This window comes from Streptomyces sp. AK02-01A, from assembly GCF_033795305.1.
GTDB lineage: Bacteria > Actinomycetota > Actinomycetes > Streptomycetales > Streptomycetaceae > Streptomyces.
Window position 1 is genome coordinate 76,945 of record NZ_JARBAE010000007.1, and the last position, 21,957, is coordinate 98,901.

Here is a 21,957-nt window from a genome sequence, read left to right on the forward strand (position 1 = left end):
CACGCGGGGTGTTCCCTTGGTTACAGACTCTCGGACCGGCTGAATGTCCCGGCTTGGATCCCCCCGTGCCTAAAGAGAGACGTATTCCGCGGCCATTTGGCTCCAGTGTCCAGGTAATGGTCATGTCCCCGGCATCCGGGCCCGTACACAACCGCCTTGACCGCTTCGCCGGCCTGACCGTGCCGCGGACACGGCGACAGCCAGAAGACTCCTCGTCCGTCACGCGTGAGGAGTCTTCTGGCTGTCAGGACGCGGCGCGCCGCTCGCCCGCCGGTCAGCGCGGCGCCGAGCGGTACGGCAGCAGAGCCATCTCCCGGGCGTTCTTGATCGCGCGCGCCAGCCGCCGCTGCTGTCGCACGCTCACATGTGTCACCCGGCGGCCGCGTATCTTGCCGCGGTCCGAGATGAACTTCCGGAGCAGATCGGTGTCCTTGTAGTCGATATGAGTGATGCCCGCGCGGTCCAGCGGATTGGCACGGACGGCGGGCGGCTTACGGTCCCCACGGCGGACGGACATCAGACCTCCAGAAGGGAGTCGAAGGCGGGCGGAAGGCGCTTCCAGGCCGCACGGCCCCCGGCGTATTCGGCATCGGTCAGCAGACAGGAGTCGAGGAGCCGTTCGATCCCCGCACGGTCGAGGCCCGGCGAGACGAAGACCAGATGCTGGCAGCGGTCGCCGTGCTCGGGATGCCAGTCCAGAGCGGCGGCGGCCCGGCGCAGCGGCGGGACCGTCTCCCAGTCGGCGTCCGGCAGCGACGCCAGCCAGGGGCCCGCGCCCTCCACGCAGAGCGCGCCGCCCGCCGCGTCCCAGGCCAGCAGGGTGTCGGGCCGGTCGGCGAGCCAGAAGCGACCGCGGCTGCGAGCCGCCGAGCAGGTCAGATCCTCCAGCGCGCGGTAGAGCCGCTCCGGGTGGAAGGGACGGGCGCGGTGCCAGACATACGTACCGACTCCGCACTCGTCCGCCTCCTGTGGCAGCAGCGCGCAGGCCGGATGCTGCCGCGCGGCCGCCGCCTCGACGTCGAAGCCGGCGAGCGCGGCGGCGGCCAGCTCCGCGGCGGACGCCGCGTCGCCGTCGATCGGCACCTGCCGCGCCGTCGGATGCAGTTGGGCCAGCAGCGCGCGGTCCTCGTCGTCCGCGAGCGGACTGTCGGCCACGGCGAGCACCGACGCGTATTCCAGTTGCCGCGCCCAGGTGTCGGCGATCGTCCGCCGGTCGGAGGCAGCGGCGGCGAGTCCGGCGTCCGCGAGATCGTCGCCATTGCCGAGATACGGCAGCGTCAGTGCCGGATCGACCGCGGTCAGTACCGAGCTGACGGTCAGCCGCTCGCCGTGCGCCGCGACGACCTCGGCCATCGCTCTCGGCTCGACCGAGTCCCACAGCTCGACGATCGCCAGCCGGGTCAGTCCATCGTCCGCGAGCCGCTCCAGCTCCGGCACGAGGTCTTCGCGCAGCGCGCAGCAGGCGCAGTCGTTGACCAGCGGCGCCTCGCCGGTGCTGAGCACTTCGGTGGCGTCGCGGACCGTGCGTACGACGGTGCCGCGCTCCGCCGTCGACAGGTCGTGGTGGAGCGCGACACTGCCCGGCACGGTGGCGAGCAGGCGTCGCACGGTCGCCTCGCGCGCCTCGGAATGCAGTCCGCCGACGATCGCGACGGGCAGTCTGCCGCGCGTGGTGTACGGATCTTCCGGGTCGTACGGATCTTCCGCGCGGGCCATCAACGGGCCTCGGGCCGGCGGCCGTAGCGGCGCTCGAAGCGCTCCACGCGGCCGGCGGTGTCCAGGACGCGGGCGGTACCTGTGTAGAAGGGATGGCTCGCCGAGGAGATCTCCACGTCGACCACGGGACAGGTGTTGCCGTCCTGCCACTCGACCGTCTTCTCGCTGGTGGCGGTCGAGCGCGTCAGGAACGCGAAGTCGGCGGCCCTGTCGCGGAAGACGACGGGCCGGTACGCGGGGTGGATTCCGGGCTTCATCTCGGTCCTCCTGGTCCTCTTTGTCGGTGTGTTTCGCCGCCGGACGGCGTGCTGCGCCGGCCGGCTCTTGTCGCGCCGGTCAGCGTTCTTCGCGGAAGTCGACATGCCGGCCCGCGACCGGGTCGTACTTGCGCAGGGTCATGCGGTCGGGGTCGTTCCGGCGGTTCTTGCGGGTCACATACGTGTAGCCGGTCCCCGCCGTGGACCGGAGCTTGATGATCGGGCGTAGTTCATTGCGGGCCATGGGGCTAGTATATGGAAACGATTTCCATTTCCAAAGCGAAGGGTGCTCGACCATGTCCGCTCACTGCCAACTGACCGGCGCCGAACCCGGTTTCGGCAACCGGATCTCCCACTCCCATCGGCGCACCTCCCGTCGCTTCGACCCCAACATCCAGCGCAAGCGCTACTGGATGCCGAGCGAAGGCAGATATGTCCGCCTCACGCTCAGCGCCCGGGCGGTCAAGACCATCGACACCATCGGCATCGAGGCCGCCGTCGCCCGCATCCGCGCCCGCGGAGTGAGGGTCTGATGGCGAAGAAGAGCAAGATCGTCCGCAATGAGCGGCGCAAGGAAGTCGTCGAGCGGTACGCGGCGCGGCGGGCCGAACTGAAGGAGATCCTGCGGCGCCCCGACACCCCGGAGGACCAGCGGATCGCGGCACGGCAGGAGCTGCGGCGTCAGCCGCGCGACGCGAGCGCCACACGCGTGAGGAACAGGGACAGCGTGGACGGCCGGCCGCGTGGGCATCTCAGGAAATTCGGGCTGTCCAGGGTCCGGCTGCGCGAGCAGGCGCACGCCGGATTCCTTCCCGGGGTGCGTAAGTCCTCCTGGTAGCTTGGCGCTGGTCCGGCAACCGACAGGGGGACTTGAACGTGCGCAGGCTTGTACGAACCAGCGTCATCGCGGCCGGGCTGGTCGCCGCACTCGCGCTGACCGGCTGCGGCGCCGGCGACAGCGGTGCCGACCCGGCCGAGGACCGGAGTGGCACCGCCGCCTCGGGCCCGACCGGGAGCGGCGCCCCGGACTCCGGCGGGGACGCCGCGAGTGGCGGCATCGACGGGACATGGGCCGCGCTGACCGACGGCAAGGCCGTCGCACTGTCCGTCAAGGCCGGCAAGGTCGCACTCGTCGCGGACCAGCATGTCTGCCAGGGCTCGGTGGAGGACATGGGCGAGCCCATGCTCTCGCTCAAGTGCCCGGACGGAAACTCCGACCGCACGATGGGCGCGATCGAGTCCAACGACGGCAAGACCCTGGTGATCTCCTGGGGCTCGGGCAAGAAGGACACGCTGACGAAGACCGTGGACGGCAAGCTGCCCGGCGGGCCGCCGACCAGCGTTCCGTCGCTCTGACACCCGGGCGGAGGCCGGGCTGCCCGGTCCCGTCAGCCCGCGGGGCGGATCCGGCCGCGGCGGTCACCGGCGGCCGGACCGCCCGGCACCCGCGCCGCGTCAGCCGCCGAGATGCCGTGGTGCCATCCCTCGGCGTCCGTCGCGCCCCGGACCCGGGTCGCCACCGTCTCCGGGAACATCCGGTCCGTGCGGTCGGTCACCGCCATGTCCCGCGCGGCGAGCACCGGCAGCAGACCGCCACCGGCGCCGTCCTGCCCGGTCGCCTGTTCCGTCGCCTGTTCCGTCGCCGTCGCCAGGCGCTCACCGACGCGGTGGGCGTAGGCCATCAGGAACGACTGCCGGAAGGTCTTCGTCCGCTTACGGCCGGCCGCGCGCTGCCCGGCCTCCGCCCGGGTCATCGCCGCCGTGCCCTGCACCAGCAGGGAGGTGTGGAGCAGCTCGACCGCCTCCAGGTCCGGCTCGAAGCCGACGACCGTCGAGAATCCGTACGCGCTGTTCCACACCGCGCGGCAGCGGTTCGCGGAGGCGACGGCGTCCAGCAGGATCGCCTTCGCGGTCTCGTACGGAGCGTCCACGCCGATCCGGCAGGCGCCGGGCACATCGCCCCGGTGCGTCCGGTCGGCGAGGAGTGCCTCGTCGATGCTGTGCCGCGCCATCAGCTCCTGTGCCTTGGCGGTGAGCGCCTCCGCCTCCTGCGGATAACCAGTCGCCTCCGCCTTGGCGAGCAGCGCGCGGATCCGGCTGAGCATGCGCGGTTCACCGTCCGCCGGAGGCAGATGCACGGGTGTGCCGGGCACCGGCCCCACCGGCTCGACGGCGGGCAGCCGGATCAGCAGCACATACAGCTCAAGCACGGTGGTCGCGGCCGAGAAGCGGTCGGTCCCGGCGGCCCCGGAGCGTGGTCCAGGCTCGGCGGCGAGCTCCGCGAGCTGAGCGGCCCAGCGCGGCGCGAGCCGCTCGTACCGGCGCGCCTCCGCCGTTATCAGCTCGGCCACGAGCCGCAGATGCGGTACGCCGAGGTCGCGGCGGACCAGCCGTACGACATCGGCCGGCTGCCAGCCTCGCTCCCAGGCCAGACGTATGAACTGCTCACCGCGCCGCCGCAGCCCGGCGTCGGCGGCCGGATCGGCGGCGAGCAGGGACGCGCCCGTGTCGATCCCGTCGCCGCCGTCCATGGACAGTACGGCCGCGAGAGCCCGCTCGACGGTGCGGGAACCGGCGTCGGCGCCGCTCGCGTCACTCATGCCGCGACCGCCGTGTGCCGCACGGGCCTGGCGGGCTCTGCGGGCTTTGTGCGCCGCACATACATGCGCGTGCCTCCTCAGACGTACTCCCTGTCACGCGTCCGATGATCCCAGGTCGGGCCGGACGGTCTCGGCGCTCGCTCGCCGAACCCGGTCGTCCACAGCCTGTGGATATCGAACTGCCGCGCTGCCTGGGCGAGGAGAATTCTGTCCACAGGTGAGGCGCCGGACTACCGTGGCTGCCCCGGCGCACGAGAGGACATCCATGGGCGAGAACAAACGGCGCATGCTGGCCGGCGAGTGGTACATCGCCGACGACGAGGAACTGGGCGCGGACACCGAACGCCGCTTCTCGCTCTGCGCCGCGTACAACGCGCACGGCGGCGCCACTCCGGCCGAGCGGTCCAGGATCCTCGCGGAGCTGCTCGGTTCGGTGGGCGAGGACGTCCGGATCAGGCCGCCGTTCCAGTGCGACTTCGGCAGCTACATCCGCATCGGAGACCGTACGTTCGTCAACTTCAACGCGGTCTTCCTCGACTCGGCGCCGATCACCATCGGTTCCGACGTGCAGATCGGCCCGAATGTCCAGCTCCTCACACCGCTCCATGAACTCGACACCGAACGCCGCCGCGCAGGCTGGGAAAAGGCCTCGCCCGTGACGATCGGGGACAACGTCTGGCTGGGCGGCGGTGTGATCGTCTGCCCGGGAGTGACCATCGGCGAGAACACGGTGGTCGGCGCGGGCTCGGTGGTGACGAGGGACCTCCCCGCGGGCGTCCTGGCGGTGGGAAATCCCGCTCGGGTGATCCGGACGCTGACGGACTGAGGAGGGCCCGGTCCGGTCCACACCTCAGCCGCGGCGCACAGCGCCCGGGGCCGTGAACTCGCACCACACCACCTTTCCCCGCAGCCGCCGCGCGTGGTCGCCCCAGTCCGCCGCGAGCCTCGTGACCAGCAACAGCCCGCGCCCCTCCTCCGTCTCCGCGTCGACCGAGTCGACACCGGTCGGCCATCTCGGCGGCGTACGGGACGGGTCCGCCACCTCGACCCGCAGGCGGTCGCGCGTCCTCATCAGGGCCAGGGAGACCGCGCCACGGGTGCAGCCACAGAGGCATACGCCGTGCCGCACCGCGTTGGTGACCAGCTCGCTGACCGCCAGCTCGACGGAGGCGGCCAGATCGCCCTCCACCCGCCGGACGGCGAGGACCTCGCGGATGTGGCCGCGGGCCCTGGGAGCCGCCTCCGGCTTGTGCGGGAGCGGGATACGGGTGAGAGGAAGCCAGGCCCGGCCCAGGTCGTTGACATCGTGCGCAAGTCCATTGTCAGTGAGCATCGTTACTCTCAGACATCAGTAGGTCACTGAAAGCAACCCATGGTGCCCGAGAGGAGCCCTGTCATGCCACACCGCCGTCCCTCGGCCGTGCCGGATCCACCGAGCCTTTGTCAGACTCTCCTGCCACACTCGCCATCATGACCGAACGATGGGCTCTGGCCCCGGCTGAGGGCGCCGGTGCGCTGCTTGCTCCGCTGGGTCCGGACGGGAGGCCCTCGGGGCCCGTCCTGAAGGAGCCCGATCTGGTCGTGGCGGTCAGGGCGCGACTGCCGGAGGTCGTGCGGTGGGTGTGGCGTTCCACCGCCGAGCTGTATCCGCGGCTGCTCTCGGCGGGAGTGCGGATCGAGCGGTGTTACGACATCGAGGCGGCGGAGCTGCTGCTGCTCGGCCATGAGGGACGGCTGGGCGAGCCCCGGTCGGCCGCCGCGGCCTGGGCCCGGCTGCGGCACGGTCCTGTGCCGCCCGATCCGCCGCCGCGATCGGCGGTACCGGGCTCGCAGTCCTCGCTGTTCGAGCCGCACGCCGGGACGGAGGTGCCGTTCGAAGGGCTGCTGGAGGTGTACGCGGAACAGCAGCGACGGCATGCTGCCGCCGAATATCCCGGCCGGATGCGGCTGCTCACCGCGTCCGAGTCGGCGGGCATGCTGGTGGCCGCCGAGATGAACCGGGCCGGGCTGCCGTGGCGGGCGGATGTGCACCGGGAGGTGCTGAACGAACTCCTCGGTGAGCGCTACGCGGGCGGTGGCGAACCACGGCGGCTGGCGGAGCTGGCGGACGAGGTGTCGGAGGCGTTCGGGCGACGGGTGCGGCCGGATCTGCCGGCGGATGTCGTGAAGGCGTTCGCGGGAGCCGGCATCAAGGTGAAGTCGACCCGGCGCTGGGAGCTGGCGGAAATCGACCATCCGGCGGTGAAGCCGCTGATCGAGTACAAGAAGCTGTACCGGATCTGGACGGCGCACGGCTGGAGCTGGCTTCAGGACTGGGTGCGGGAGGGACGCTTCCGGCCCGAGTATCTGCCGGGAGGCACGGTCTCGGGCCGGTGGACGACCAATGGCGGCGGCGCCCTGCAGATCCCTCGCGTGATCCGCCGGGCGGTCGTCGCCGACGAGGGCTGGCGGCTGGTGGTGGCGGACGCCGATCAGATGGAGCCGCGAGTGCTGGCCGCGATCTCCCGCGATCCGGGGCTGATGGAGGTGGCCGGACACGACGGCGATCTCTACACCGCGCTGTCCGACCGGGCGTTCTCCGGCGACCGCGACCATGCGAAGGTCGCGCTGCTGGGCGCGATCTACGGTCAGACGTCCGGTGACGGACTGAAGAATCTGGCGGCGCTGCGCCGCAGATTCCCTCGCGCCGTGGCGTATGTGGACGACGCGGCCCGCGCGGGCGAGGAGGGACGGCTCGTACGGACCTGGCTGGGCCGGACCAGCCCGCGCGCGGCCGGTGCGGAGGACAACGACGAGGCCGGGCTTCCGCAGGAGACGGTGGAGGGACCGGACGGATCGTCCTCCACCGGCGGCGAGTTCACGCCGGGCTACGCGTCGTCCAACGGCCGGGCCCGGGGCCGCTTCACCCGGAACTTCGTCGTCCAGGGCAGTGCGGCCGACTGGGCGCTGCTGATGCTGGCGGCACTGCGGCGGGCGACCGCGGGGATGCGGGCGGAGCTGGTCTTCTTCCAGCACGACGAGGTGATCGTGCACTGTCCGGAGCAGGAGGCCGAGGAGGTGTCCGAGGCGATCCGCGCCGCCGGGGAGCTGGCCGGACGGATCGCCTTCGGCGAGACACCGGTGCGGTTCCCTTTCACCACGGCCACGGTCGAGCGGTATTCCGACGCGAAGTGATGATGGCGGCCCTCCGTCACCTCGCGGAGGCGATCGGGTGGGCTCACACCCCAGGGCTGATGGCTCACACCCTAAGACTGATGCCGGTCGCGCTGGCGCTCCAGGCTGAGCCGCAGGTGTTCCGTCATCGCCTCGGCGGCCCGTTCCGAGTTGCGGCGCAGGACGGCCCGCAGGATGCGGTCGTGTTCGGCGAGCGTGAGAGGGCCGGCGCCCGGCAGGCTGCTGAGCCGGAAGATATGCAGATGGGAGTGGAGACGGCTGACCGCCTCCGCGAGCAGCGGCCGGTCCGCCGCCTCGGCGATCGCTTCGTGGAAGCGCTGGTCGGCGGCCGCGAACTCGCTGTACAGGACATACCGTTCACCGGATCCGGGACGCTCCCGCATCTCCTCGACAAAGCCCTCGATACGGTCGAGCTGGGCCTCGTCCGCGTTCGCCGCGGCCAGCGCCGCCGCCCGCGGTTCCAGCAGCAGCCGCATCTCGAAGAGCTCTTCAAGGCCCTGTGGCGTGAGCAGTTCGGTAGCCCGGTAGCCCGCCAGCGACCGCTTGGTGACCAGCCCTTCGGACTCCAGCCGGGCCAGCGCTTCCCGTACCGGCGTCGGTGACACGTCGAGCGTGCGGGCGAGGGCCTCGATACCGACCCGGGCGCCCGGCTGGATCTCATGGTCCATGACCATCGCCTTGATGGCCTCGTAAACGCTGTCGGCCAGTACCTGCCGCGGCGGCTGCGGGACTCCGCCGTCGTCCGGGCTTCCGAGCTGATCGGAAGGGGTGTCCGACAACGTCCGGCCTCCTCTGACCCGTCCGGTCCGGCCGGTCCGGAATTCGCGAGCCGTTCCCCGCATTCTATAGGGCCGATATCAACGGGTCTGATCGCATACGGTCAGGCCCGGCGCCGCGCCTACTCCATGAGAAAGACCTGCTCCATCGGCGCCCACCAGTCTCCCGGCCCGGCCTCCGGGACCGGCTCCTGGCAGGGATCCGTCAGCTTCCACCACTGCCGGGTCGCCGCGTCCTCCGCCATCGCCGCGAGGTCCGCCGCCAGGTCCTCGCCGTGGTACTCGAAGTAACTGAACAGCCGGTCGCCCAGCAGATGAATCGAGTAGTTGGCGATATGGCTCCCGCGCAGCCGGGCCAGGACGGGTTCCGGCACCGCGCGGTGCAACTCCCGGTACTCGTCCAGCTTTTCCGGCCGCACCTTGATCACTTGCGCGATGCGCCGCATGGCCTCTCCTCGTCACCAGGAAGCAGAACCGTCAGCGGAAACCTATAGGAAAATCGAGAACCAGAGAAGCCTTCTCTCTTCACCAAGGCTCAGCCGAGGTCGGCGATCCGGAAAAAACAAGGGTCCTACCGCTTGACGTTCAACCAGGACCCCTAGCTAACCTCCAGACGTCCTAGATTTCCTATAGGAAAAGTCCGGCTGTCCTTGGAGGCACGCCATGGCCGACCCCGCCCTGTCCACCAGCGCCACAGCGCGTCCGACCGCCGGAGACCCGGCCGCCGCGCCTCCGCCCCTCCCTCGGTTCGTCAAGGCCGTCGCCGTGCTCGGCGGCATGGCCGGACTGCTGTACGGCTACGACTCCGGCGCCATCGCCACGGCGCTGCCTTTCGCGACCGAGCGTTTCGGTCTGTCCTCGACCGAGCAGGGCCTGGTCACCAGCCTGATCCTGCTCGGCGCGCTGCCCGCGATCGTGGCCGGATCCCTGGCCGCCAAGCGCTTCGACCGCCGCCATCTGCTGATCGCGGCCGGTGTGATCTTCGTCGTCGGCTCACTCGGCTGTGCCTGGTCCACCCATGTCACCACCTTGCTGATCTCGCGCTTTGTCCTGGGACTGGCCGTGGGTCTCGCCAATATGTTCGGGCTGATCTATCTCACCGAACTGGCCCCGAAACGTACCCGTGGTCTGATCAGCGCCCTGTACCAACTCAGCGTGAATGTCGGCATCCTGGTCGCGTACGGCACCGGGGACGCGCTGCGCGGCGCCGGTGCCTGGGAGTGGATGCTCGGTCTGGGCGCCGTCCCGGCCGTGCTCTTCCTCATCGGCATGCTGCTCAGCCCGGACAGTCCACGCTGGCTGATCCTGCGCGGCCGGGACGCCGAAGCCCGTGCCGTGCTGCTGCGGCTGCGGGCGTCGGAGGACGAGGCCGACACGGAGGCGACGGAGATCCGGCAGAGCCTCGGCCACCAGGAGGCCGGTCTGCGCGACATGCTCCACCGCTACCGTCCGGCCCTGAACATCGGCCTCATCCTGACCTTTTTCCAGGTGTTCACCGGCATCAACGCGGTTGTCTACTACGCGCCAACGGTCTTCGCCGACGCCACCGGCCACGCCGGCGACACCGGCATCATCGCCAACTACAGCGTCGGCGGCGCGCTGGTGATATCGACCGCCGTCTCGCTGCCGCTGATCGACCGGCTGGGCCGGGTCAAGCTGCTCGCGTTCAGCCTCGGCGGCCAGGTGCCTCCGCTGGTGCTGCTCGCTCTCTTCCCGCACTCCTCGACGCTCGATGTCATCTGTGTGTTCGTCTTCACCTTCGCCTTCGGCTTCGGACTGGGTCCGGTGTTCTGGCTCTACATCCCGGAGATACTGCCGCTGCGCGCCCGCGCGCTGGGCATGGGTGTCGTCACCTTCACGCAGTACCTCTTCAACTTCCTCTTCTCGCTGACCTTCCCGGACATCCTGGCCGCCATCGGCTTCTGGGTCTTCGGCGGTTACGCCGTGATCTCCGCGCTGGGCCTGGCGTTCGTCCTGACACGCGTACCGGAGACGGCGAACCGTTCACTGGAGGCGATCGAGGAGGAGTGGCGCCGCAAGGAGCGGGCTCCGGCCACCGCCGCCTGAGCCGCCCGGCCGACGGCCGGGCGCACCTCTTCCGCGCGCGCGATCCCAGGGTCATGCCCCGGCCGCACCGCGCGCGTCCGAAGCGTCCTCCGCCACGCGGCACGACGAACCATAAAGTTACGCGACGAAAGCAGATGACCATCCATATGAGCAGGACCAGCACCACCGGCCCGAGCACGATCAAGAGTGTCGAATGCCGGTTGGTCTTCATCGAGCCCGAGACGCTGCGGACCGACGCGAGCCAGACCTTCGTCCGCCAGGAGACCATCCTCGTCACCGTCGAGACGGCCGACGGCCTGCGCGGCACCGGCTACTCGTACACCATCGGCACCGGCGGCAGCGCTGTGCTGGCGATGCTCCGCGACCACCTCACCGCCACCCTGCTGGGCACCGACTCCCGTAATGTCGAGGCGATTTGGGCCGCCATGCTGGCATCGACCCGCGCGACCGCGTTCGGCGTGCTGACCTCCCTCGCCCTGGCCGCCGTCGACACGGCCCTGTGGGACCTGCGCTGTCTGCGGGCGGGCGAGCCGCTGTGGCGGCTCGCGGGCGGAGCGCACGACCGGCTGCCGGTGTACGACACCGAAGGCGGCTGGCTGCATCTGTCGACCGAGGAACTCGTCGAGAATGTCACGGCTGCCCAGGCCACGGGCCTGCGCGGCGCCAAGCTGAAGGTCGGCAAGCCCACAGCGGTGGAGGACGCCGAGCGGCTCGCCGCGGTACGGGCCGCGACAGGGCCCGCCTTCGAGATCATGGTCGATGCCAACCAGTCGCTGACGGGTGCGGAGGCCATCCGCCGGGCGCGTACCTTCGAGCCGCTCGACATCGCCTGGTTCGAGGAGCCGCTGCCGGCCGAGGACGTCGCCGGTCACACGCGGCTCGCGCGGTCCACCACCGTGCCCGTCGCCGTGGGCGAATCGGTCTACAGCGTGGGCCACTTCGCCGAATATCTGTCGGCGGGCGCGGCGGGCATCGTGCAGGTGGACGTGGCCAGAGTCGGCGGCATCACGCCATGGCTGAAGGTCGCGCACGCCGCCGAGGCGTTCAATGTGAAGGTCGCGCCGCACTTCCTGATGGAGCTGCACACGAGTCTGGCCTGCGCGGTTCCGGCCGGTATGTATGTGGAGCACATCCCGCAGCTCGGAGCCATCACCCGCGGTGCGCTGGTGATCAGGGACGGCTGCGTGGTCCCGCCGGAGAGCGCCGGGCTGGGCATCGAGTGGGACGAGGACGCCATCGCGGACCTGCGCGTCGCCTGAGAAGCGCCGCCCAAGACGCGCTGCCTTATGACGCGCTGTCTGAGACAGGCCGCCTGAGACACGCCGCCGCCGTCCTCGCACCGGATGTCCATCGTGCCCTCCGTCAATCGCGAGGCAGCAGTGTTCCCAGCGGGCCGAGATCGAGGTTGAGGTCTTCGGCCGTGAGTCCATGCTGTTCGCAGAGCTCACTCATGCGTTCGTCCAGCAGCATCAGCGTCGTACCGATCCGGTCCACCTGATCGTCCGTGAGATCGCCCTGCTCTACGCGGCGGATCGCCTGCCGCTCCATGAGCTGACGCAGCAGCTCCACCACGGTCAGGACCAGCGCGACAAGGTCCCGGCCCATCTGATCGCGGTCCACATCGAAGCGTGTGCTGGTCACAGAGGGCCTCCGTCCGCCCAGGGAGCAGGAACGCGTTCGTTGACCGAGGACAGCAGTGCGTGCAGCGACAGCCGTACCAGAGGCACCTCGGCGATCGCGATGACAAGATCGCCGCTCACCACCACACCGGTCCCCAGCACCCGGTCGAGAAGATCGACGAGTGGCACTCCGATGGGGCCGGTCAGCGGCTCCGGAGAGTCCCACGGAACTGTCTCGCGCGTCGTCATGGCTCACACCTCGCCGGCGAAGGAGTACGGCACCCACGGTCCGGACATCTCGATGTGCGCTCCGGTCAGCCGTCGCAGGGAGCGCACCGCGTCGGCGACTTCTTCGGTCCGGTCCGCGGCGACCAGATAGGCGGCGTTGAGCACCTGCGCGCCACGGGCACCGGTGGGCTCCTGGCCGTGCGTCCGCAGCCGCCGGGACGCCGCGGCCAGCGCGCGCAACGCCGTGTCGACGGTGTCGGCGGTGCGAAGCGCCTCGTCGTGGTGGAGTTCGCGCCGTCGCTGGACTCCCCGTTTACGGTCCAGATAGGCGCGGCCGGCCCCAGGAGCGGGCCGGCTGACGCCCGTTGGCGCGAGTGGCGGTGCGGCGGGTGCGGCGGGCGCCGTCGCCGCGTACACCTTCACCCCCCATTCGACGCGTCCTTCGATACGCCGCAAAGCGGTGTGGAAGCGGTCGGCGTCCTGCTGAAGTGCCTGGCCGGCCCGTTCGTCGCCACGGTAGAGAGTGGCGAGCGCGAGCGGCACGGTCGGTCCGCAGGCGGCGGCCGCGGACACCACCTGGTGATGGGCCCGCGCGCAGCGCTCCAGTTCGCGCTGGTCCGACAGGCGTTCCTGCCAGGCCTCGGCGGTGAAGAGCGCTGCCTCGACATGCTGGACGACGGCCGTGAGCGGCCCGAAGCGCAGAGCGCGCACGGGCGTGTTCCCGCTGAGCCCGGGCAGGGCGCTGAGGACGGCCGGATCGAGTCCTCGGCAGACGGCGAAGACATAGGTGGCGATGGTTTCCGGCGCGCCGGGCGGATCGGAGTCGAGCGTGCTCATGTTCCTCGGCTCTCCTTTGTACGGGGCCGGCGCGGAGCCGCGTCGTCACCGGAGCGCGAAGCCTCTGTGCCGTCCGGAGCGGATTCGAGGTCAAGGCCGGATTCGAGCGTGCTCAGGCGCTCGCGCAGCCGGTGGTTCTCGTCCTCCAGGGCGCTGCGGGCGGCCCGGGAGCTGAGGGCCGGGTCGGTCTCCCACCAGTCGATGCCGGCCTTCCTGGCGGTGTCCACCGACGCCACGAACAGCCGCAGCCGGATCGTCAGCAGCTCGATGTCGAGCAGGTCGATCTTGATGTCACCGGCGATCACGATGCCCTTGTCGAGGACGCGTTCAAGGATGTCGGCGAGATTGGTGTTGCTCGGGCCGGGAACGAACGTGCCTTCCCGTCTGAAGTCGACATCGGTCACTTGGCCACTCGCTCCTCTTCCTCGTCCTCAGCGGGTTCCTCGTCCTCTTCTTCTTCGTCCTCGTACTCCCACTCGCCGTCCTCGGCATCCTCGGCGTCTTCGGCGTCTTCGGCGTCTTCGCCGTTCTCGGCGTCTTCGGCCTCGGCGTCCTCGGGATACTCGGCGTCTTCGGCGTCTTCCGCGTCGGCGTCTTCGGCCTCGGCGTCCTCGTAGCCTTCTTCCTCCTCCTGCGCCGCCTCTTCCTCCTCCATCGCCTCCTCATGAGTACGGACGACCTCGCCGTCACGGATTTCTCCGCGCCACGCCTCCGGCTCCTCGTCGGTGAGCGTGACGTGCCGCTGGAAGTGCTTGAAGTCCAGGCGGAGTCGGCGGCCCTGGGCTCGCCACAGGTTGCCGGTCTTCTCGAAGAATCCGGACGGGTAGTACTCGACCACGAGGACGATGCGGGTCAGCGCCGGTGCCAGTTCGTGGAAGCTGACGGCCCCGCGCGTCGTGCCCTTGGCACCTTCCGAGGTCCATACGATGCGCTCGTCCGGCACCTGCTCCTGAACGGTCGCCTTGAAGCCGCGAGTCGAAGGTCCGACCTTGGCCTTCCAGTCGCTCGTCACCTCGTCGCTCTGCGAAACGTTGCGCACGCCCTTGGTGAAGCTGCTGAACTTGTCGTACTGCGTCCAGTGGTCGTACACGGTACGAAGCGGCAGACCCACATCGAGGACCTCGATGATGTTCGTGACCTTGGTGTCGCCGGCCTTGCGTCCGCCTTTGGCCTTTCCGAAGACGCCCTTGACCTTGTCCACGACGCTGTCTTTGACGCCCTTCGCCTTCTCGGAGAGAAAGGCCTTCAGAGGCGACTCGCCCTGGAGGACGCGGGCGCCGATCGCGGGCAACTGTCCGCCGTTGTCCGCGATGCCGGTGAGATGCCCGGTGACGTCGGTCAGTTTGTCGCCGGCCTTCTCCGCCAGTCGCTCCACCTGCGCGCCGAGGTAGTGGGTGAGTTCCTCGCGCAGCCGGTCGACGCCCGATCCAGCGGAGTCAGCGGTGTCCTGTTCTTTCTCTGCCATGGCTGACTACCTCCGGCGATCGGCGCGTGTGGATGTCCTCTTGGCCGCCCTCTTCGATGGTGAAGCCGTTTTCTTCGCGGCCGTTTTCTTGGCCGGAGCCGTCTTCTTGGCGGCGGTCTTCTTGGCCGGAGCCGTCTTCTTCGCCGCGCTCTTCGCGGCCGGAGCCGACTTCTTGGCCGGAGCGGTCTTCTTGGCGGGAGCCGCACGCTTCGCCGCCGTCTTCCTGGCCCGATCGGCGGGAGGTGTCTTCTTGTCCGCCGTCTTTCGCGGCCCTCGCCCGGGAGCGCGCTCCTCGGAGCCCCGGCGGCGGCGCCTTGGCGGCTCCTCCTCGGCCTCTTCGGGCTCTTCGGCCTCTTCCGGCTCTTCGGGCTCTTCGGCTTCTTCCGGCTCTTCCTCCTCCTCTTCCTCTTCTTCCTCGTACTCGTCCTCGGCCTCCTCAGGCTCGGGCTCCTCTTCGTCCTCCTCTTCCTCGTCTTCGGCCTCGTCCTCGTATTCGGCGCCGTCTTCGTCCTCGTACTCGTCCTCGTCCTCTTCGGCCTCGGGCTCCGCCTTCTTGCTCTTGGCGCCGAGGCTGAGTGTGCGATCACTGATCGCGTCGGCGAGGGAGCCCATGCCACGGTTGGCGACCGACGACAGGGCGCTGCGGGCCGCTTCGAGTCCTTCGGTCCGAAGTTGCTCCTGGAGCTCCGCGACCTGCGGTACGTCACCGAGCTTCCGCACTCCCGCGGCGACCAACTGCCGTGGTTCGAGACCGAAGCTCTTGCCCGCCAGATAGGTCGCGACGCTCAGCGCGAACCGGCCTTTCTTCGTACGTCCCAGCACATAACCGCCGACGACTGCGGCGGCCAGAGCCACCTTGGTCTGCTCATTCATGAGTGCGCCACCTTTTCGCTCGTCCGGTCCGACCGGCCTTCGTAGAGCCGGTCGAGTAGTCGTTCCTCCTCGGCCTCGAAGGCATCGAGGCCGAGATGTCCGTCTTCGAATTCCTGGTTCAGCGCCGCCAGTTGTGACCGGATCACGGCCGGGTCGTGCACCTGGCGGTCCGCGGCGTCCAGGAGCTGCTCCGCGACCCAGGTCACTCCGCGTACCGGTGCCAGCGGCAGGGTGAGGATTCCGCTGATCAGTCCCATGTCAGGCCCCCGTGCTCACCAGAGGGCCGGGGCCCTCGGGTGCGACGAAGCTGTAGCAGGGCAGCGGTCCCGCGACGCGCAGCTCGACATGATCACGACGGAGCGCGGCAAAATCCCGCGCCGCTGTCCGGAACCGGTCACTGGCCGCTCTGTCGACGAGAAAGGACGTATTGAGCACGCAACCGGAGACCTCGGGCCCGGCGGCGACAGCACAGGCCAGCGGTGTCAGCTCCAGCACGGCGCGGCGGCCGGCCTCCGCCGCCCTGCGCGACAGCGCCGTGACAACCGCTTCGCCCAGTCGCAGATTGGCCTCGTATCCGGGATGCCGCCGTGCGGCCCGCAGGAGTTGCTGAATCGTTTCGTCTTCACGCACCAGGCCGGCCAGCGCGTCGGACGGCGGAAGTGCCTTCAGATTCAGCTCGACCCGGTCCACCAGCCGCTCCAGAGCCTTCAGATGGCGGACTCCGGCAGCGGCCAGTTGTTCACGGACCGTCGCCTCGTCCGGCGCGACCATGCCGAACCGCATCGGCAGAACCGGTCCGCTCTCCGAGAGACGCAGCAGCAGTTCCTGGTGCGCGAGCAGGTCGCGGCGCCGGGCACGCAGCCTGGGCGGAGCCTCGCTGACGACGGCCGCGACCGGTCCTTCCACCAGCACCCGGACGGGCATGGGCGGGCCTCCCACGCCGCTGATCCCGGCCGGAACCGGCTGCTCGGCAGGGACGATGGCGTAGACGTACACGCCGTCGTCGCAGGCACCGTCCTGGTACGCGCGGCTCGGGTACGCACCGCCGGCGGACACCGGTCAGTCCTCCGTGCGGCGGCGGCGCGCGCCGGTACGGGCCGGGGCACGCCGTGCCGGGCGCGCCTGCTCTTCCTCTTCGTCCTGGTCGTCGGAGCCGCCTCCGGCGCCGACCGCCTGGCGCACCGTGGAGCCGATGGACTCGGCCACGTTCTTCACCTTGCGCTTGCCGACGGACCTGGCCAGCCCGCCACCGATCAGCTCCGGGACCGTGGTGCTGCCCGAATCCCGCTCCAGGTCCAGCCGGTTGCACGCCTCGGCGAACCGCAGGTAGGTGTCGACGCTCGCCACCACGATACGGGCGTCGATCTTGAGGATCTCGATGCCGACCAGGGAGACCCGGATGAACACATCGATCACCATGCCCCGGTCCAGGATGAGTTCCAGCACGTCGTACAACGTGCCGGCGCGCGGCGGGCACACGACCTCGTCGGAGTAGGTGGTCGTTCTCATGGAGCGGTCCTCTCGGTCGGCTTGCCACGGTCGGTGCCGGTCGACTCACCACATCACTCGTCGGCGGCGCCTCTTCGATAGCGGCGGATCCTGCGGTACTCCAGGAGTTCGCCGTCCTGAGTGAGCTGCACCTCGTAGGAGGCGAGCAGGCTCGTCGTGTCCGGGATGCGCGGGACCTCCAGGACATCGACGACGACGCACCATCCGTCGTCGGTGCGCCGTACTCCCGACACACCTTCCGGACGATGGCTGATCAAGCCCGCCAGCCGCTCACAGGCAGCACGCGCGGCGCGCTCCGGCCCCCGCTCCGAAGGGGCACGCCGACGGGTCGTCGTGGAGGTGGGCCGAGGCCGCGTTCGACGTTCTTCTGCCATACGACAAGTCTGATGACTATCGCGCCGGCCGCATCCGGAGCGGGCCTGTCGACGTACCCGCCGCAGGCTCCTCGCACGGGATGACTCCCGTGCTCAAAGCGCTCGTTGGGCGCTGGGCTGTCCGAGGCGGAGCGGCCCGGGAGAGCCGGTCACAGGACTCGGCAGAGGCCGGTCGCGAACTCGTGCCCGGGCTTCGCGCTCCACTGGAACCGGCCCGCTCTCGCCTCGCATCGCGTGGCACTCACATCTCGGGGCCCAGGTCCCTGGTGTCCGAGGCGACCGGCCGCGGCGTCCGCTCGACGATCTCGGCGAGCCGGCCGAGCATGCTGCGGTGACGGATCTGGAGCAGCACGTCAATGGCGACGTTGTGCGCCGTGCCACCGGGCCCGCGGAGCGGATGCTCGTCCACGATCACCAGTGTGTCCTCGCCCCACGGCCGGATCTCGATGGCGATGCGCGCGGTGCCGAGCGGGCTGAAGGCTTCGAGTTCGAGCCAGTGCGGACGCTCCAACCGCCGTACGACGGTATGGCCGTCCACGGTCCTCGGTCCGAGCCGGATCTTGTATTCGATCTTCGATCCGAGCCGGGGCCAGTGTCCTTCGACCGGCCGGGACTCCGACGTACCCACGACCCAGTCCGCGTACCGGTTGCCGTCCTCCAGCACCGACCACACGGCGTCCGGGGGCCTTTCGATGAGCTGATGCCGTACGGCCATGTGCGCCTCCATGTGTCAAGGTGGCGAGGCGTCCGAGCGCTTCCGCGAGGACGTCGCACCGTACGGAATCCACCAGGGCCTGTTGCGAAGGTCCCGGCTGGCCCGCGACGCCCTCCGGGCGGACGGCGCCGCTTTCGAAAAACGCCCCAGAAGTCACCGCGGGAGCACCACACCGGAGCCACCGCACGGCGGTCACACCGGAGTCACTGCACGCGGCTTTCGCCCGGCGAACTCTCTTTGCTCGCGTCGTCGGGTCCGGGCACATGTACGTCGAGGACGCTCACATTGGCCTCCACGACTTCCAGTCCCGTCATGCTCTGCACCGTGTCGGAGACATTGGACCGGATATTTCCGGCCGCTTCCGCGATCGGTGTTCCGTACTCGACGACGATTTCCAGATCGATCGCCGCCTGCTTCTCGCCCACTTCGACCTTCACGCCCCGCGTGGCATCCTCCGAGCTGGACACCTTGTCGCGCATGGAACCCAGCGTACGAGCCATGCCACCGCCCATCGCGTACACGCCGGACGTCTCGCGGGCCGCGATACCGGCGATGGTGGAGACGACCGAGTCGGAAATGGTCGTCTTTCCCTTGACCGAGCTGTTCCCGCCGGTAGGTGCGGATGTCATCGTGGATTCATTGGCTGCCATGAGGGATTTCCCTTCCAGAAGAAGAATTTTCGCCCAGGCCCCTGCTGAGGGAAGCGGAAGCGAAATGCGCCGGGCCGCGAGAACTCGCTGCTCACAGCGGTGTCCCCTGCTCCCACTGTGCCCGGCATGCCCACGTGACGCCATTCGGGTGAGTCCGTGGCCCGGGGCCCGGCCGTCCGGCTTTTCGACGGGATGCGTACCGCCTGCTTTCCGGTATGACCAACGCCGTGGCGACCGGACCGCGCTCGGTAGAATTTCGGCATGTCCGGTATGAGCAGCAACAAGCTCGGAGAGTTTCTCCGCGCTCACCGCGCGCGCCTCGATCCCGCCGAAGCGGGACTGGCCGGCGGCGGAAACCGCCGGGTCGCCGGGCTGCGGCGGGAGGAGGTCGCGGTTCTCTCCGGCGTCAGCGCGGACTACTACGCCAGGCTGGAGCAGGGCCGGGAACGAAACCCCTCGGCTCAGGTGCTCACCGCGATCGGCAGGGCCCTGCGCCTCGACGCCGACGCGCGAGGTCATCTCCACCGGCTGGCCGGGCTGACTCCCGGCCTGAGCCCTGACCGCTCCCGTGACGTGGTCCATCCGGCTCTGCTGCGGCTGCTGGACTCGTTTCCTGCCACGGCCGCCTATGTCCTCAGCCCGGCGTTCGACGTCCTGGCCACCAATACCGTCGCCGCGGCGCTGCTGGCTCCTTTCCGGGGAACCGACAACATGATCAGGGTGCTGTTCGAGCATCCCGCCGCGCGGACCGTGTTCGTCGAATGGGACGTGGTGGTGGCGAGTACGGTCCACGCGCTGCGCCTGAACGCCGGTTACAGCCCCGCCGACCCGGCGATCCACGGGCTTGTCGAGGAGTTCCTGGCCTCGTCCGACGAATTCCGCCGGCTCTGGAACGACCAGACCGTGGGCGGTCTGACCCGGGCCTACAAGGTCTTCGCCCATCCGCTGGTGGGCCGGGTCGAGTTGACGTACCAGACCTTCGACGTACGGGACGCTCCCGGCCAGCAGCTACTGGTCGGCGCACCCGAGCCGGGCACGGCAAGCGCCGACGCGGTCGCACTCCTCGGCTCCCGCCACGCGGCCTGACGCCTCCGCCGCGCCGCGAGCCGCGCCGCACGGCCGCTCGGCCAGGTCAGACACTCGCGTACGGGTCGCGGGTCGCTCCCGCGTACGGGTCGCAGGTCGCGGGTCGCGGGTCGCTCCACAGGCTGTTCCTGGGTGCGGCGCACCCAGGAAGCCTCGGTCTTCCACCCGCTCATCGGCGGTCGCACTCTGGTCAGGGCGATGAACGGCGTCGCCGGAACCACCGGAGCGGAAACACATATGTCGAACATCATCAGCGGTGACACCAAGGTCGTCCTGATCACCGGAGCGAGCAGCGGAATCGGCGAGGCCACGGCGCGGGTCGCCGCCGCCGCGGGCCACCATGTCGTCCTGGGCGCACGGCGCACCGATCGCCTCGCCGCGCTGGAACGGGACATCCGTACGGCGGGCGGCCGGGCCGATCACCAGCGGCTCGATGTGACGGACCTGACGAGCGTGCGAGCGTTCGTCGACAACGCTCACCGGCTCCACGGCCGTGTGGACGTACTCGTCAACAACGCGGGCGTCATGCCGCTGTCACCGCTCCACGCGCTGCACATCGACGAGTGGAACCAGATGATCGATGTGAATCTGCGCGGCACTCTCAACGGCATCGCCGCCGTACTGCCGCTGATGCGGGAACGCGGCGCTGGGCACATCGTCAACGTCGCCTCCACCTCGGCGCATCGAGTGGATCCGACGGCGGCCGTGTACTGCGCGACCAAGTACGCGGTCCGGGCGCTTTCCGAAGGACTCCGGCAGGAGAACAGCGACATTCGCGTGACCGTCGTCAGTCCCGGCTTCACCACGAGCGAGCTGACCCACCAAGGAGGAGCGGCCGAGGCCCAGGCAGCCGCCCGCGCGGCGGCCGACATACTCGCCATCCCCGCCGAGGCGATCGGACGGGCGATCGCCTACGCGATCGGCCAGCCGGACACCGTCGATGTCAACGAGCTCGTCATCCGTCCCACCGCTCAGCGATGACGCTCCGACAACTCTCACCTTCAGTGCTTCACAGCCGAACATGAACCGGCTCGACGCACGGGTCGTAGTGACTGCTGAACGGATAATTATTCAGAGGAGGAGTGTTATGCCGGATCCATATGAGCACCCAGCCTTCATGAGCGGGGCGGAATTGGGCGAATACAGTTCCAGAGGTCCGTCGCCCAGATCCCCCAAAGAGCCCAGCAGGAAAGACAGCTTCGAGCATCCTGCTTTCAAGAGCGACGAAGAACTTTCGGGGCCCGATCGCAGCACTGCACCTTCCGACGCCGCACCCGTTGACGGAAACGTCAATTCACCGACGAAGGGGCCATCGACCGGAACTAATACCGCGGCAACAGTTTCCAATACAAGTATCAGCTCTCCTCAGTGGGGTCTGCCGTCAATCGCCGACGCCGCACGGCTGCGATCCAAAGGAACGCGTGGTGGGCCTTCCTCGACAGCCAACGATTCAACTCGAAGCCTCCCATCTCAATATACGCGAGCGAAGATTTCGCCATTTCCCGCCAAACCTACGCGCGGCAGGTAACCCAACGACGCTTTCACCGTCCGCGGGACCCCACGGATCACATCTGACGGCTATTCAATTACGGGACCCCGAAGTGCCCGTGTACTGTCGCGACACCCGCGCCCGACTACGCACACAAGGCGGGGCGCCCGGCGGCCACTGCCCGCCTGATCTCAGGCAGGCAGCCGGAGCCACCGGACGCCCCGCGTCAGCCTTCCTTACCTGCCGCGGCCGGCGGAAGAAGACGGCTGCTGCCCGGGAGGAAAGAACGGCCTGGAAGCAGGTCCTGCCGTCGACATAGCTCGTCGGCGCGAACGCGGTTGCTCACCCAGTTCCCGTGACGACGACGAAGGCTGCTGGGGCGGGTAACCGTACGCGCCGGACCTCGCGGCCGCCTCCGCCACGGAACTGGGACCTCCCAAAGTCTCCTGACGCCGATGACGCGACCGCTCACCCGACTCCCGCGACGACGAAGCCTGCTGCGGCGGATAGCCATACGCGCCG

The 21,957-nt window shown here is 69.5% G+C and carries 29 protein-coding genes; 9 read left to right on the plus strand and 20 right to left on the minus strand.

Translation table 11 applies throughout. The features are described 5' to 3' along the window. Positions 1-274: 274 nt before the first annotated feature. From rpsR to rpmG, 4 genes are all read right to left on the minus strand, one after another. Positions 275-517: a 30S ribosomal protein S18 gene (rpsR, locus tag PV679_RS09945; protein ID WP_319679744.1), complete on the minus strand. Its 243-nt coding sequence runs from the start codon at positions 515-517 to the stop codon at positions 275-277. Continuing rightward, positions 517-1,716 (minus strand): CobW family GTP-binding protein, encoded by a 1,200-nt coding sequence (locus tag PV679_RS09950; RefSeq protein ID WP_319679745.1) that lies wholly within the window; start codon positions 1,714-1,716, stop codon positions 517-519. Before PV679_RS09950 ends, rpsR begins: the two co-directional genes overlap by 1 nt. Then, entirely contained in the window at positions 1,716-1,973 is a 258-nt protein-coding gene (locus PV679_RS09955; RefSeq protein ID WP_319679746.1) for a type B 50S ribosomal protein L31, read from the minus strand. Before PV679_RS09955 ends, PV679_RS09950 begins: the two co-directional genes overlap by 1 nt. A gap of 79 nt (positions 1,974-2,052) precedes the next feature. After that, on the minus strand, positions 2,053-2,217 hold the full coding sequence (rpmG, locus tag PV679_RS09960; RefSeq protein ID WP_043238828.1) for a 50S ribosomal protein L33: 165 nt from the start codon (positions 2,215-2,217) through the stop codon (positions 2,053-2,055). 52 nt (positions 2,218-2,269) lie between these two features. On the opposite strand from rpmG, the gene rpmB reads away from it, so the two are divergent. From rpmB to PV679_RS09975, 3 genes are read left to right on the plus strand one after another with little or no spacing between them, the layout of a single operon-like run. After that, on the plus strand, positions 2,270-2,506 hold the full coding sequence (rpmB, locus tag PV679_RS09965; protein WP_319679747.1) for a 50S ribosomal protein L28: 237 nt from the start codon (positions 2,270-2,272) through the stop codon (positions 2,504-2,506). Next, positions 2,506-2,811: a 30S ribosomal protein S14 gene (rpsN, locus tag PV679_RS09970; RefSeq protein ID WP_319679748.1), complete on the plus strand. Its 306-nt coding sequence runs from the start codon at positions 2,506-2,508 to the stop codon at positions 2,809-2,811. Before rpmB ends, rpsN begins: the two co-directional genes overlap by 1 nt. Before the next feature lie 38 nt (positions 2,812-2,849). After that, entirely contained in the window at positions 2,850-3,329 is a 480-nt protein-coding gene (locus PV679_RS09975) for a hypothetical protein (protein WP_319679749.1), read from the plus strand. Between the two features lie 32 nt (positions 3,330-3,361). Here the strand turns inward: PV679_RS09975 and PV679_RS09980 are convergent, their stop codons facing one another. Then, entirely contained in the window at positions 3,362-4,573 is a 1,212-nt protein-coding gene (locus PV679_RS09980) for a DUF2786 domain-containing protein (RefSeq protein WP_319679750.1), read from the minus strand. Between the two features lie 265 nt (positions 4,574-4,838). On the opposite strand from PV679_RS09980, the gene PV679_RS09985 reads away from it, so the two are divergent. After that, positions 4,839-5,399 (plus strand): sugar O-acetyltransferase, encoded by a 561-nt coding sequence (locus PV679_RS09985; protein ID WP_319679751.1) that lies wholly within the window; start codon positions 4,839-4,841, stop codon positions 5,397-5,399. A gap of 24 nt (positions 5,400-5,423) precedes the next feature. Here PV679_RS09985 and PV679_RS09990 read toward each other — a convergent pair whose 3' ends face one another. After that, on the minus strand, positions 5,424-5,906 hold the full coding sequence (locus PV679_RS09990; protein WP_319679752.1) for an ATP-binding protein: 483 nt from the start codon (positions 5,904-5,906) through the stop codon (positions 5,424-5,426). A 137-nt stretch (positions 5,907-6,043) separates the two neighbouring features. Here PV679_RS09990 and PV679_RS09995 point away from each other — a divergent pair, with 137 nt between their 5' ends. Continuing rightward, a complete protein-coding gene (locus tag PV679_RS09995; protein ID WP_319679753.1) occupies positions 6,044-7,747 on the plus strand; it encodes a bifunctional 3'-5' exonuclease/DNA polymerase in 1,704 nt (567 codons plus the stop codon). A gap of 71 nt (positions 7,748-7,818) precedes the next feature. Here the strand turns inward: PV679_RS09995 and PV679_RS10000 are convergent, their stop codons facing one another. Then, positions 7,819-8,526, minus strand: a complete 708-nt coding sequence (locus PV679_RS10000) for a GntR family transcriptional regulator (protein ID WP_416069686.1) — start codon at positions 8,524-8,526, stop codon at positions 7,819-7,821. 119 nt (positions 8,527-8,645) lie between these two features. Continuing rightward, positions 8,646-8,969, minus strand: coding sequence for an L-rhamnose mutarotase (locus PV679_RS10005; RefSeq protein WP_319679754.1), 324 nt, complete (start codon positions 8,967-8,969; stop codon positions 8,646-8,648). 217 nt (positions 8,970-9,186) lie between these two features. Here PV679_RS10005 and PV679_RS10010 point away from each other — a divergent pair, with 217 nt between their 5' ends. After that, positions 9,187-10,590 carry a sugar porter family MFS transporter gene (locus PV679_RS10010; protein WP_319679755.1) on the plus strand — a complete coding sequence of 468 codons (1,404 nt, stop codon included), beginning with the start codon at positions 9,187-9,189 and terminating at the stop codon, positions 10,588-10,590. A 146-nt stretch (positions 10,591-10,736) separates the two neighbouring features. Continuing rightward, positions 10,737-11,849 carry a mandelate racemase/muconate lactonizing enzyme family protein gene (locus PV679_RS10015; RefSeq protein WP_319679756.1) on the plus strand — a complete coding sequence of 371 codons (1,113 nt, stop codon included), beginning with the start codon at positions 10,737-10,739 and terminating at the stop codon, positions 11,847-11,849. A gap of 103 nt (positions 11,850-11,952) precedes the next feature. Here PV679_RS10015 and PV679_RS10020 read toward each other — a convergent pair whose 3' ends face one another. The 12 genes from PV679_RS10020 to PV679_RS10075 all read right to left on the minus strand — a co-directional run bounded on the left by PV679_RS10020 (position 11,953) and on the right by PV679_RS10075 (position 18,839). After that, the gene (locus PV679_RS10020; RefSeq protein ID WP_319679757.1) at positions 11,953-12,231 is read right to left on the minus strand and encodes a gas vesicle protein K; all 279 of its coding nucleotides are present in this window, start codon (positions 12,229-12,231) and stop codon (positions 11,953-11,955) included. Next, complete coding sequence (locus PV679_RS10025; protein WP_319679758.1) at positions 12,228-12,458, minus strand: gas vesicle protein; 231 nt, start codon at positions 12,456-12,458, stop codon at positions 12,228-12,230. The genes PV679_RS10020 and PV679_RS10025 overlap by 4 nt, the downstream gene beginning before the upstream one ends. Before the next feature lie 3 nt (positions 12,459-12,461). Next, positions 12,462-13,274 (minus strand): GvpL/GvpF family gas vesicle protein, encoded by an 813-nt coding sequence (locus tag PV679_RS10030; RefSeq protein ID WP_319679759.1) that lies wholly within the window; start codon positions 13,272-13,274, stop codon positions 12,462-12,464. Beyond that, positions 13,271-13,678 carry a gas vesicle protein gene (locus PV679_RS10035; RefSeq protein ID WP_319679760.1) on the minus strand — a complete coding sequence of 136 codons (408 nt, stop codon included), beginning with the start codon at positions 13,676-13,678 and terminating at the stop codon, positions 13,271-13,273. The genes PV679_RS10030 and PV679_RS10035 overlap by 4 nt, the downstream gene beginning before the upstream one ends. Then, positions 13,675-14,739 carry an SRPBCC family protein gene (locus tag PV679_RS10040; RefSeq protein WP_319679761.1) on the minus strand — a complete coding sequence of 355 codons (1,065 nt, stop codon included), beginning with the start codon at positions 14,737-14,739 and terminating at the stop codon, positions 13,675-13,677. Before PV679_RS10040 ends, PV679_RS10035 begins: the two co-directional genes overlap by 4 nt. A 6-nt stretch (positions 14,740-14,745) precedes the next feature. Beyond that, a complete protein-coding gene (locus tag PV679_RS10045; RefSeq protein ID WP_319679762.1) occupies positions 14,746-15,612 on the minus strand; it encodes a histone protein in 867 nt (288 codons plus the stop codon). Then, positions 15,609-15,869 carry a gas vesicle protein GvpG gene (locus tag PV679_RS10050; protein ID WP_319679763.1) on the minus strand — a complete coding sequence of 87 codons (261 nt, stop codon included), beginning with the start codon at positions 15,867-15,869 and terminating at the stop codon, positions 15,609-15,611. Before PV679_RS10050 ends, PV679_RS10045 begins: the two co-directional genes overlap by 4 nt. 1 nt (position 15,870) lies before the next feature. Beyond that, positions 15,871-16,668, minus strand: coding sequence for a GvpL/GvpF family gas vesicle protein (locus tag PV679_RS10055; protein WP_319679764.1), 798 nt, complete (start codon positions 16,666-16,668; stop codon positions 15,871-15,873). A 3-nt stretch (positions 16,669-16,671) separates the two neighbouring features. After that, entirely contained in the window at positions 16,672-17,121 is a 450-nt protein-coding gene (locus PV679_RS10060) for a gas vesicle structural protein GvpA (RefSeq protein WP_319679765.1), read from the minus strand. A 53-nt stretch (positions 17,122-17,174) separates the two neighbouring features. Continuing rightward, positions 17,175-17,495, minus strand: coding sequence for a gas vesicle protein (locus PV679_RS10065; protein ID WP_319679766.1), 321 nt, complete (start codon positions 17,493-17,495; stop codon positions 17,175-17,177). Between the two features lie 241 nt (positions 17,496-17,736). Then, positions 17,737-18,210 carry an SRPBCC family protein gene (locus PV679_RS10070; protein WP_319679767.1) on the minus strand — a complete coding sequence of 158 codons (474 nt, stop codon included), beginning with the start codon at positions 18,208-18,210 and terminating at the stop codon, positions 17,737-17,739. 203 nt (positions 18,211-18,413) lie between these two features. Next, entirely contained in the window at positions 18,414-18,839 is a 426-nt protein-coding gene (locus tag PV679_RS10075; RefSeq protein ID WP_319679768.1) for an Asp23/Gls24 family envelope stress response protein, read from the minus strand. A gap of 282 nt (positions 18,840-19,121) precedes the next feature. On the opposite strand from PV679_RS10075, the gene PV679_RS10080 reads away from it, so the two are divergent. Together PV679_RS10080 and PV679_RS10085 are read left to right on the plus strand one after the other, a co-directional pair. After that, a complete protein-coding gene (locus PV679_RS10080) occupies positions 19,122-19,946 on the plus strand; it encodes a helix-turn-helix transcriptional regulator (RefSeq protein ID WP_416069687.1) in 825 nt (274 codons plus the stop codon). A gap of 237 nt (positions 19,947-20,183) precedes the next feature. Further along, positions 20,184-20,927, plus strand: a complete 744-nt coding sequence (locus PV679_RS10085; protein ID WP_319679871.1) for an SDR family oxidoreductase — start codon at positions 20,184-20,186, stop codon at positions 20,925-20,927. Positions 20,928-21,957 lie beyond the last annotated feature (1,030 nt).

Excerpts from the sequence above, each read along its gene's own strand:
- rpsR (WP_319679744.1), bottom strand. The coding sequence starts at position 517 with ATGTCCGTCCGCCGTGGGGACCGTAAGCCGCCCGCCGTCCGTGCCAAT.
- PV679_RS09950 (WP_319679745.1), bottom strand. The coding sequence starts at position 1,716 with ATGGCCCGCGCGGAAGATCCGTACGACCCGGAAGATCCGTACACCACG.
- PV679_RS09955 (WP_319679746.1), bottom strand. The coding sequence starts at position 1,973 with ATGAAGCCCGGAATCCACCCCGCGTACCGGCCCGTCGTCTTCCGCGAC.
- rpmG (WP_043238828.1), bottom strand. The coding sequence starts at position 2,217 with ATGGCCCGCAATGAACTACGCCCGATCATCAAGCTCCGGTCCACGGCG.
- rpmB (WP_319679747.1), top strand. The coding sequence starts at position 2,270 with ATGTCCGCTCACTGCCAACTGACCGGCGCCGAACCCGGTTTCGGCAAC.
- rpsN (WP_319679748.1), top strand. The coding sequence starts at position 2,506 with ATGGCGAAGAAGAGCAAGATCGTCCGCAATGAGCGGCGCAAGGAAGTC.
- PV679_RS09980 (WP_319679750.1), bottom strand. The coding sequence starts at position 4,573 with ATGAGTGACGCGAGCGGCGCCGACGCCGGTTCCCGCACCGTCGAGCGG.
- PV679_RS09985 (WP_319679751.1), top strand. The coding sequence starts at position 4,839 with ATGGGCGAGAACAAACGGCGCATGCTGGCCGGCGAGTGGTACATCGCC.
- PV679_RS09990 (WP_319679752.1), bottom strand. The coding sequence starts at position 5,906 with ATGCTCACTGACAATGGACTTGCGCACGATGTCAACGACCTGGGCCGG.
- PV679_RS09995 (WP_319679753.1), top strand. The coding sequence starts at position 6,044 with ATGACCGAACGATGGGCTCTGGCCCCGGCTGAGGGCGCCGGTGCGCTG.
- PV679_RS10005 (WP_319679754.1), bottom strand. The coding sequence starts at position 8,969 with ATGCGGCGCATCGCGCAAGTGATCAAGGTGCGGCCGGAAAAGCTGGAC.
- PV679_RS10010 (WP_319679755.1), top strand. The coding sequence starts at position 9,187 with ATGGCCGACCCCGCCCTGTCCACCAGCGCCACAGCGCGTCCGACCGCC.
- PV679_RS10015 (WP_319679756.1), top strand. The coding sequence starts at position 10,737 with ATGAGCAGGACCAGCACCACCGGCCCGAGCACGATCAAGAGTGTCGAA.
- PV679_RS10025 (WP_319679758.1), bottom strand. The coding sequence starts at position 12,458 with ATGACGACGCGCGAGACAGTTCCGTGGGACTCTCCGGAGCCGCTGACC.
- PV679_RS10030 (WP_319679759.1), bottom strand. The coding sequence starts at position 13,274 with ATGAGCACGCTCGACTCCGATCCGCCCGGCGCGCCGGAAACCATCGCC.
- PV679_RS10040 (WP_319679761.1), bottom strand. The coding sequence starts at position 14,739 with ATGGCAGAGAAAGAACAGGACACCGCTGACTCCGCTGGATCGGGCGTC.
- PV679_RS10045 (WP_319679762.1), bottom strand. The coding sequence starts at position 15,612 with ATGAATGAGCAGACCAAGGTGGCTCTGGCCGCCGCAGTCGTCGGCGGT.
- PV679_RS10050 (WP_319679763.1), bottom strand. The coding sequence starts at position 15,869 with ATGGGACTGATCAGCGGAATCCTCACCCTGCCGCTGGCACCGGTACGC.
- PV679_RS10060 (WP_319679765.1), bottom strand. The coding sequence starts at position 17,121 with ATGAGAACGACCACCTACTCCGACGAGGTCGTGTGCCCGCCGCGCGCC.
- PV679_RS10065 (WP_319679766.1), bottom strand. The coding sequence starts at position 17,495 with ATGGCAGAAGAACGTCGAACGCGGCCTCGGCCCACCTCCACGACGACC.
- PV679_RS10070 (WP_319679767.1), bottom strand. The coding sequence starts at position 18,210 with ATGGCCGTACGGCATCAGCTCATCGAAAGGCCCCCGGACGCCGTGTGG.
- PV679_RS10075 (WP_319679768.1), bottom strand. The coding sequence starts at position 18,839 with ATGACATCCGCACCTACCGGCGGGAACAGCTCGGTCAAGGGAAAGACG.
- PV679_RS10080 (WP_416069687.1), top strand. The coding sequence starts at position 19,122 with ATGTCCGGTATGAGCAGCAACAAGCTCGGAGAGTTTCTCCGCGCTCAC.
- PV679_RS10085 (WP_319679871.1), top strand. The coding sequence starts at position 20,184 with ATGTCGAACATCATCAGCGGTGACACCAAGGTCGTCCTGATCACCGGA.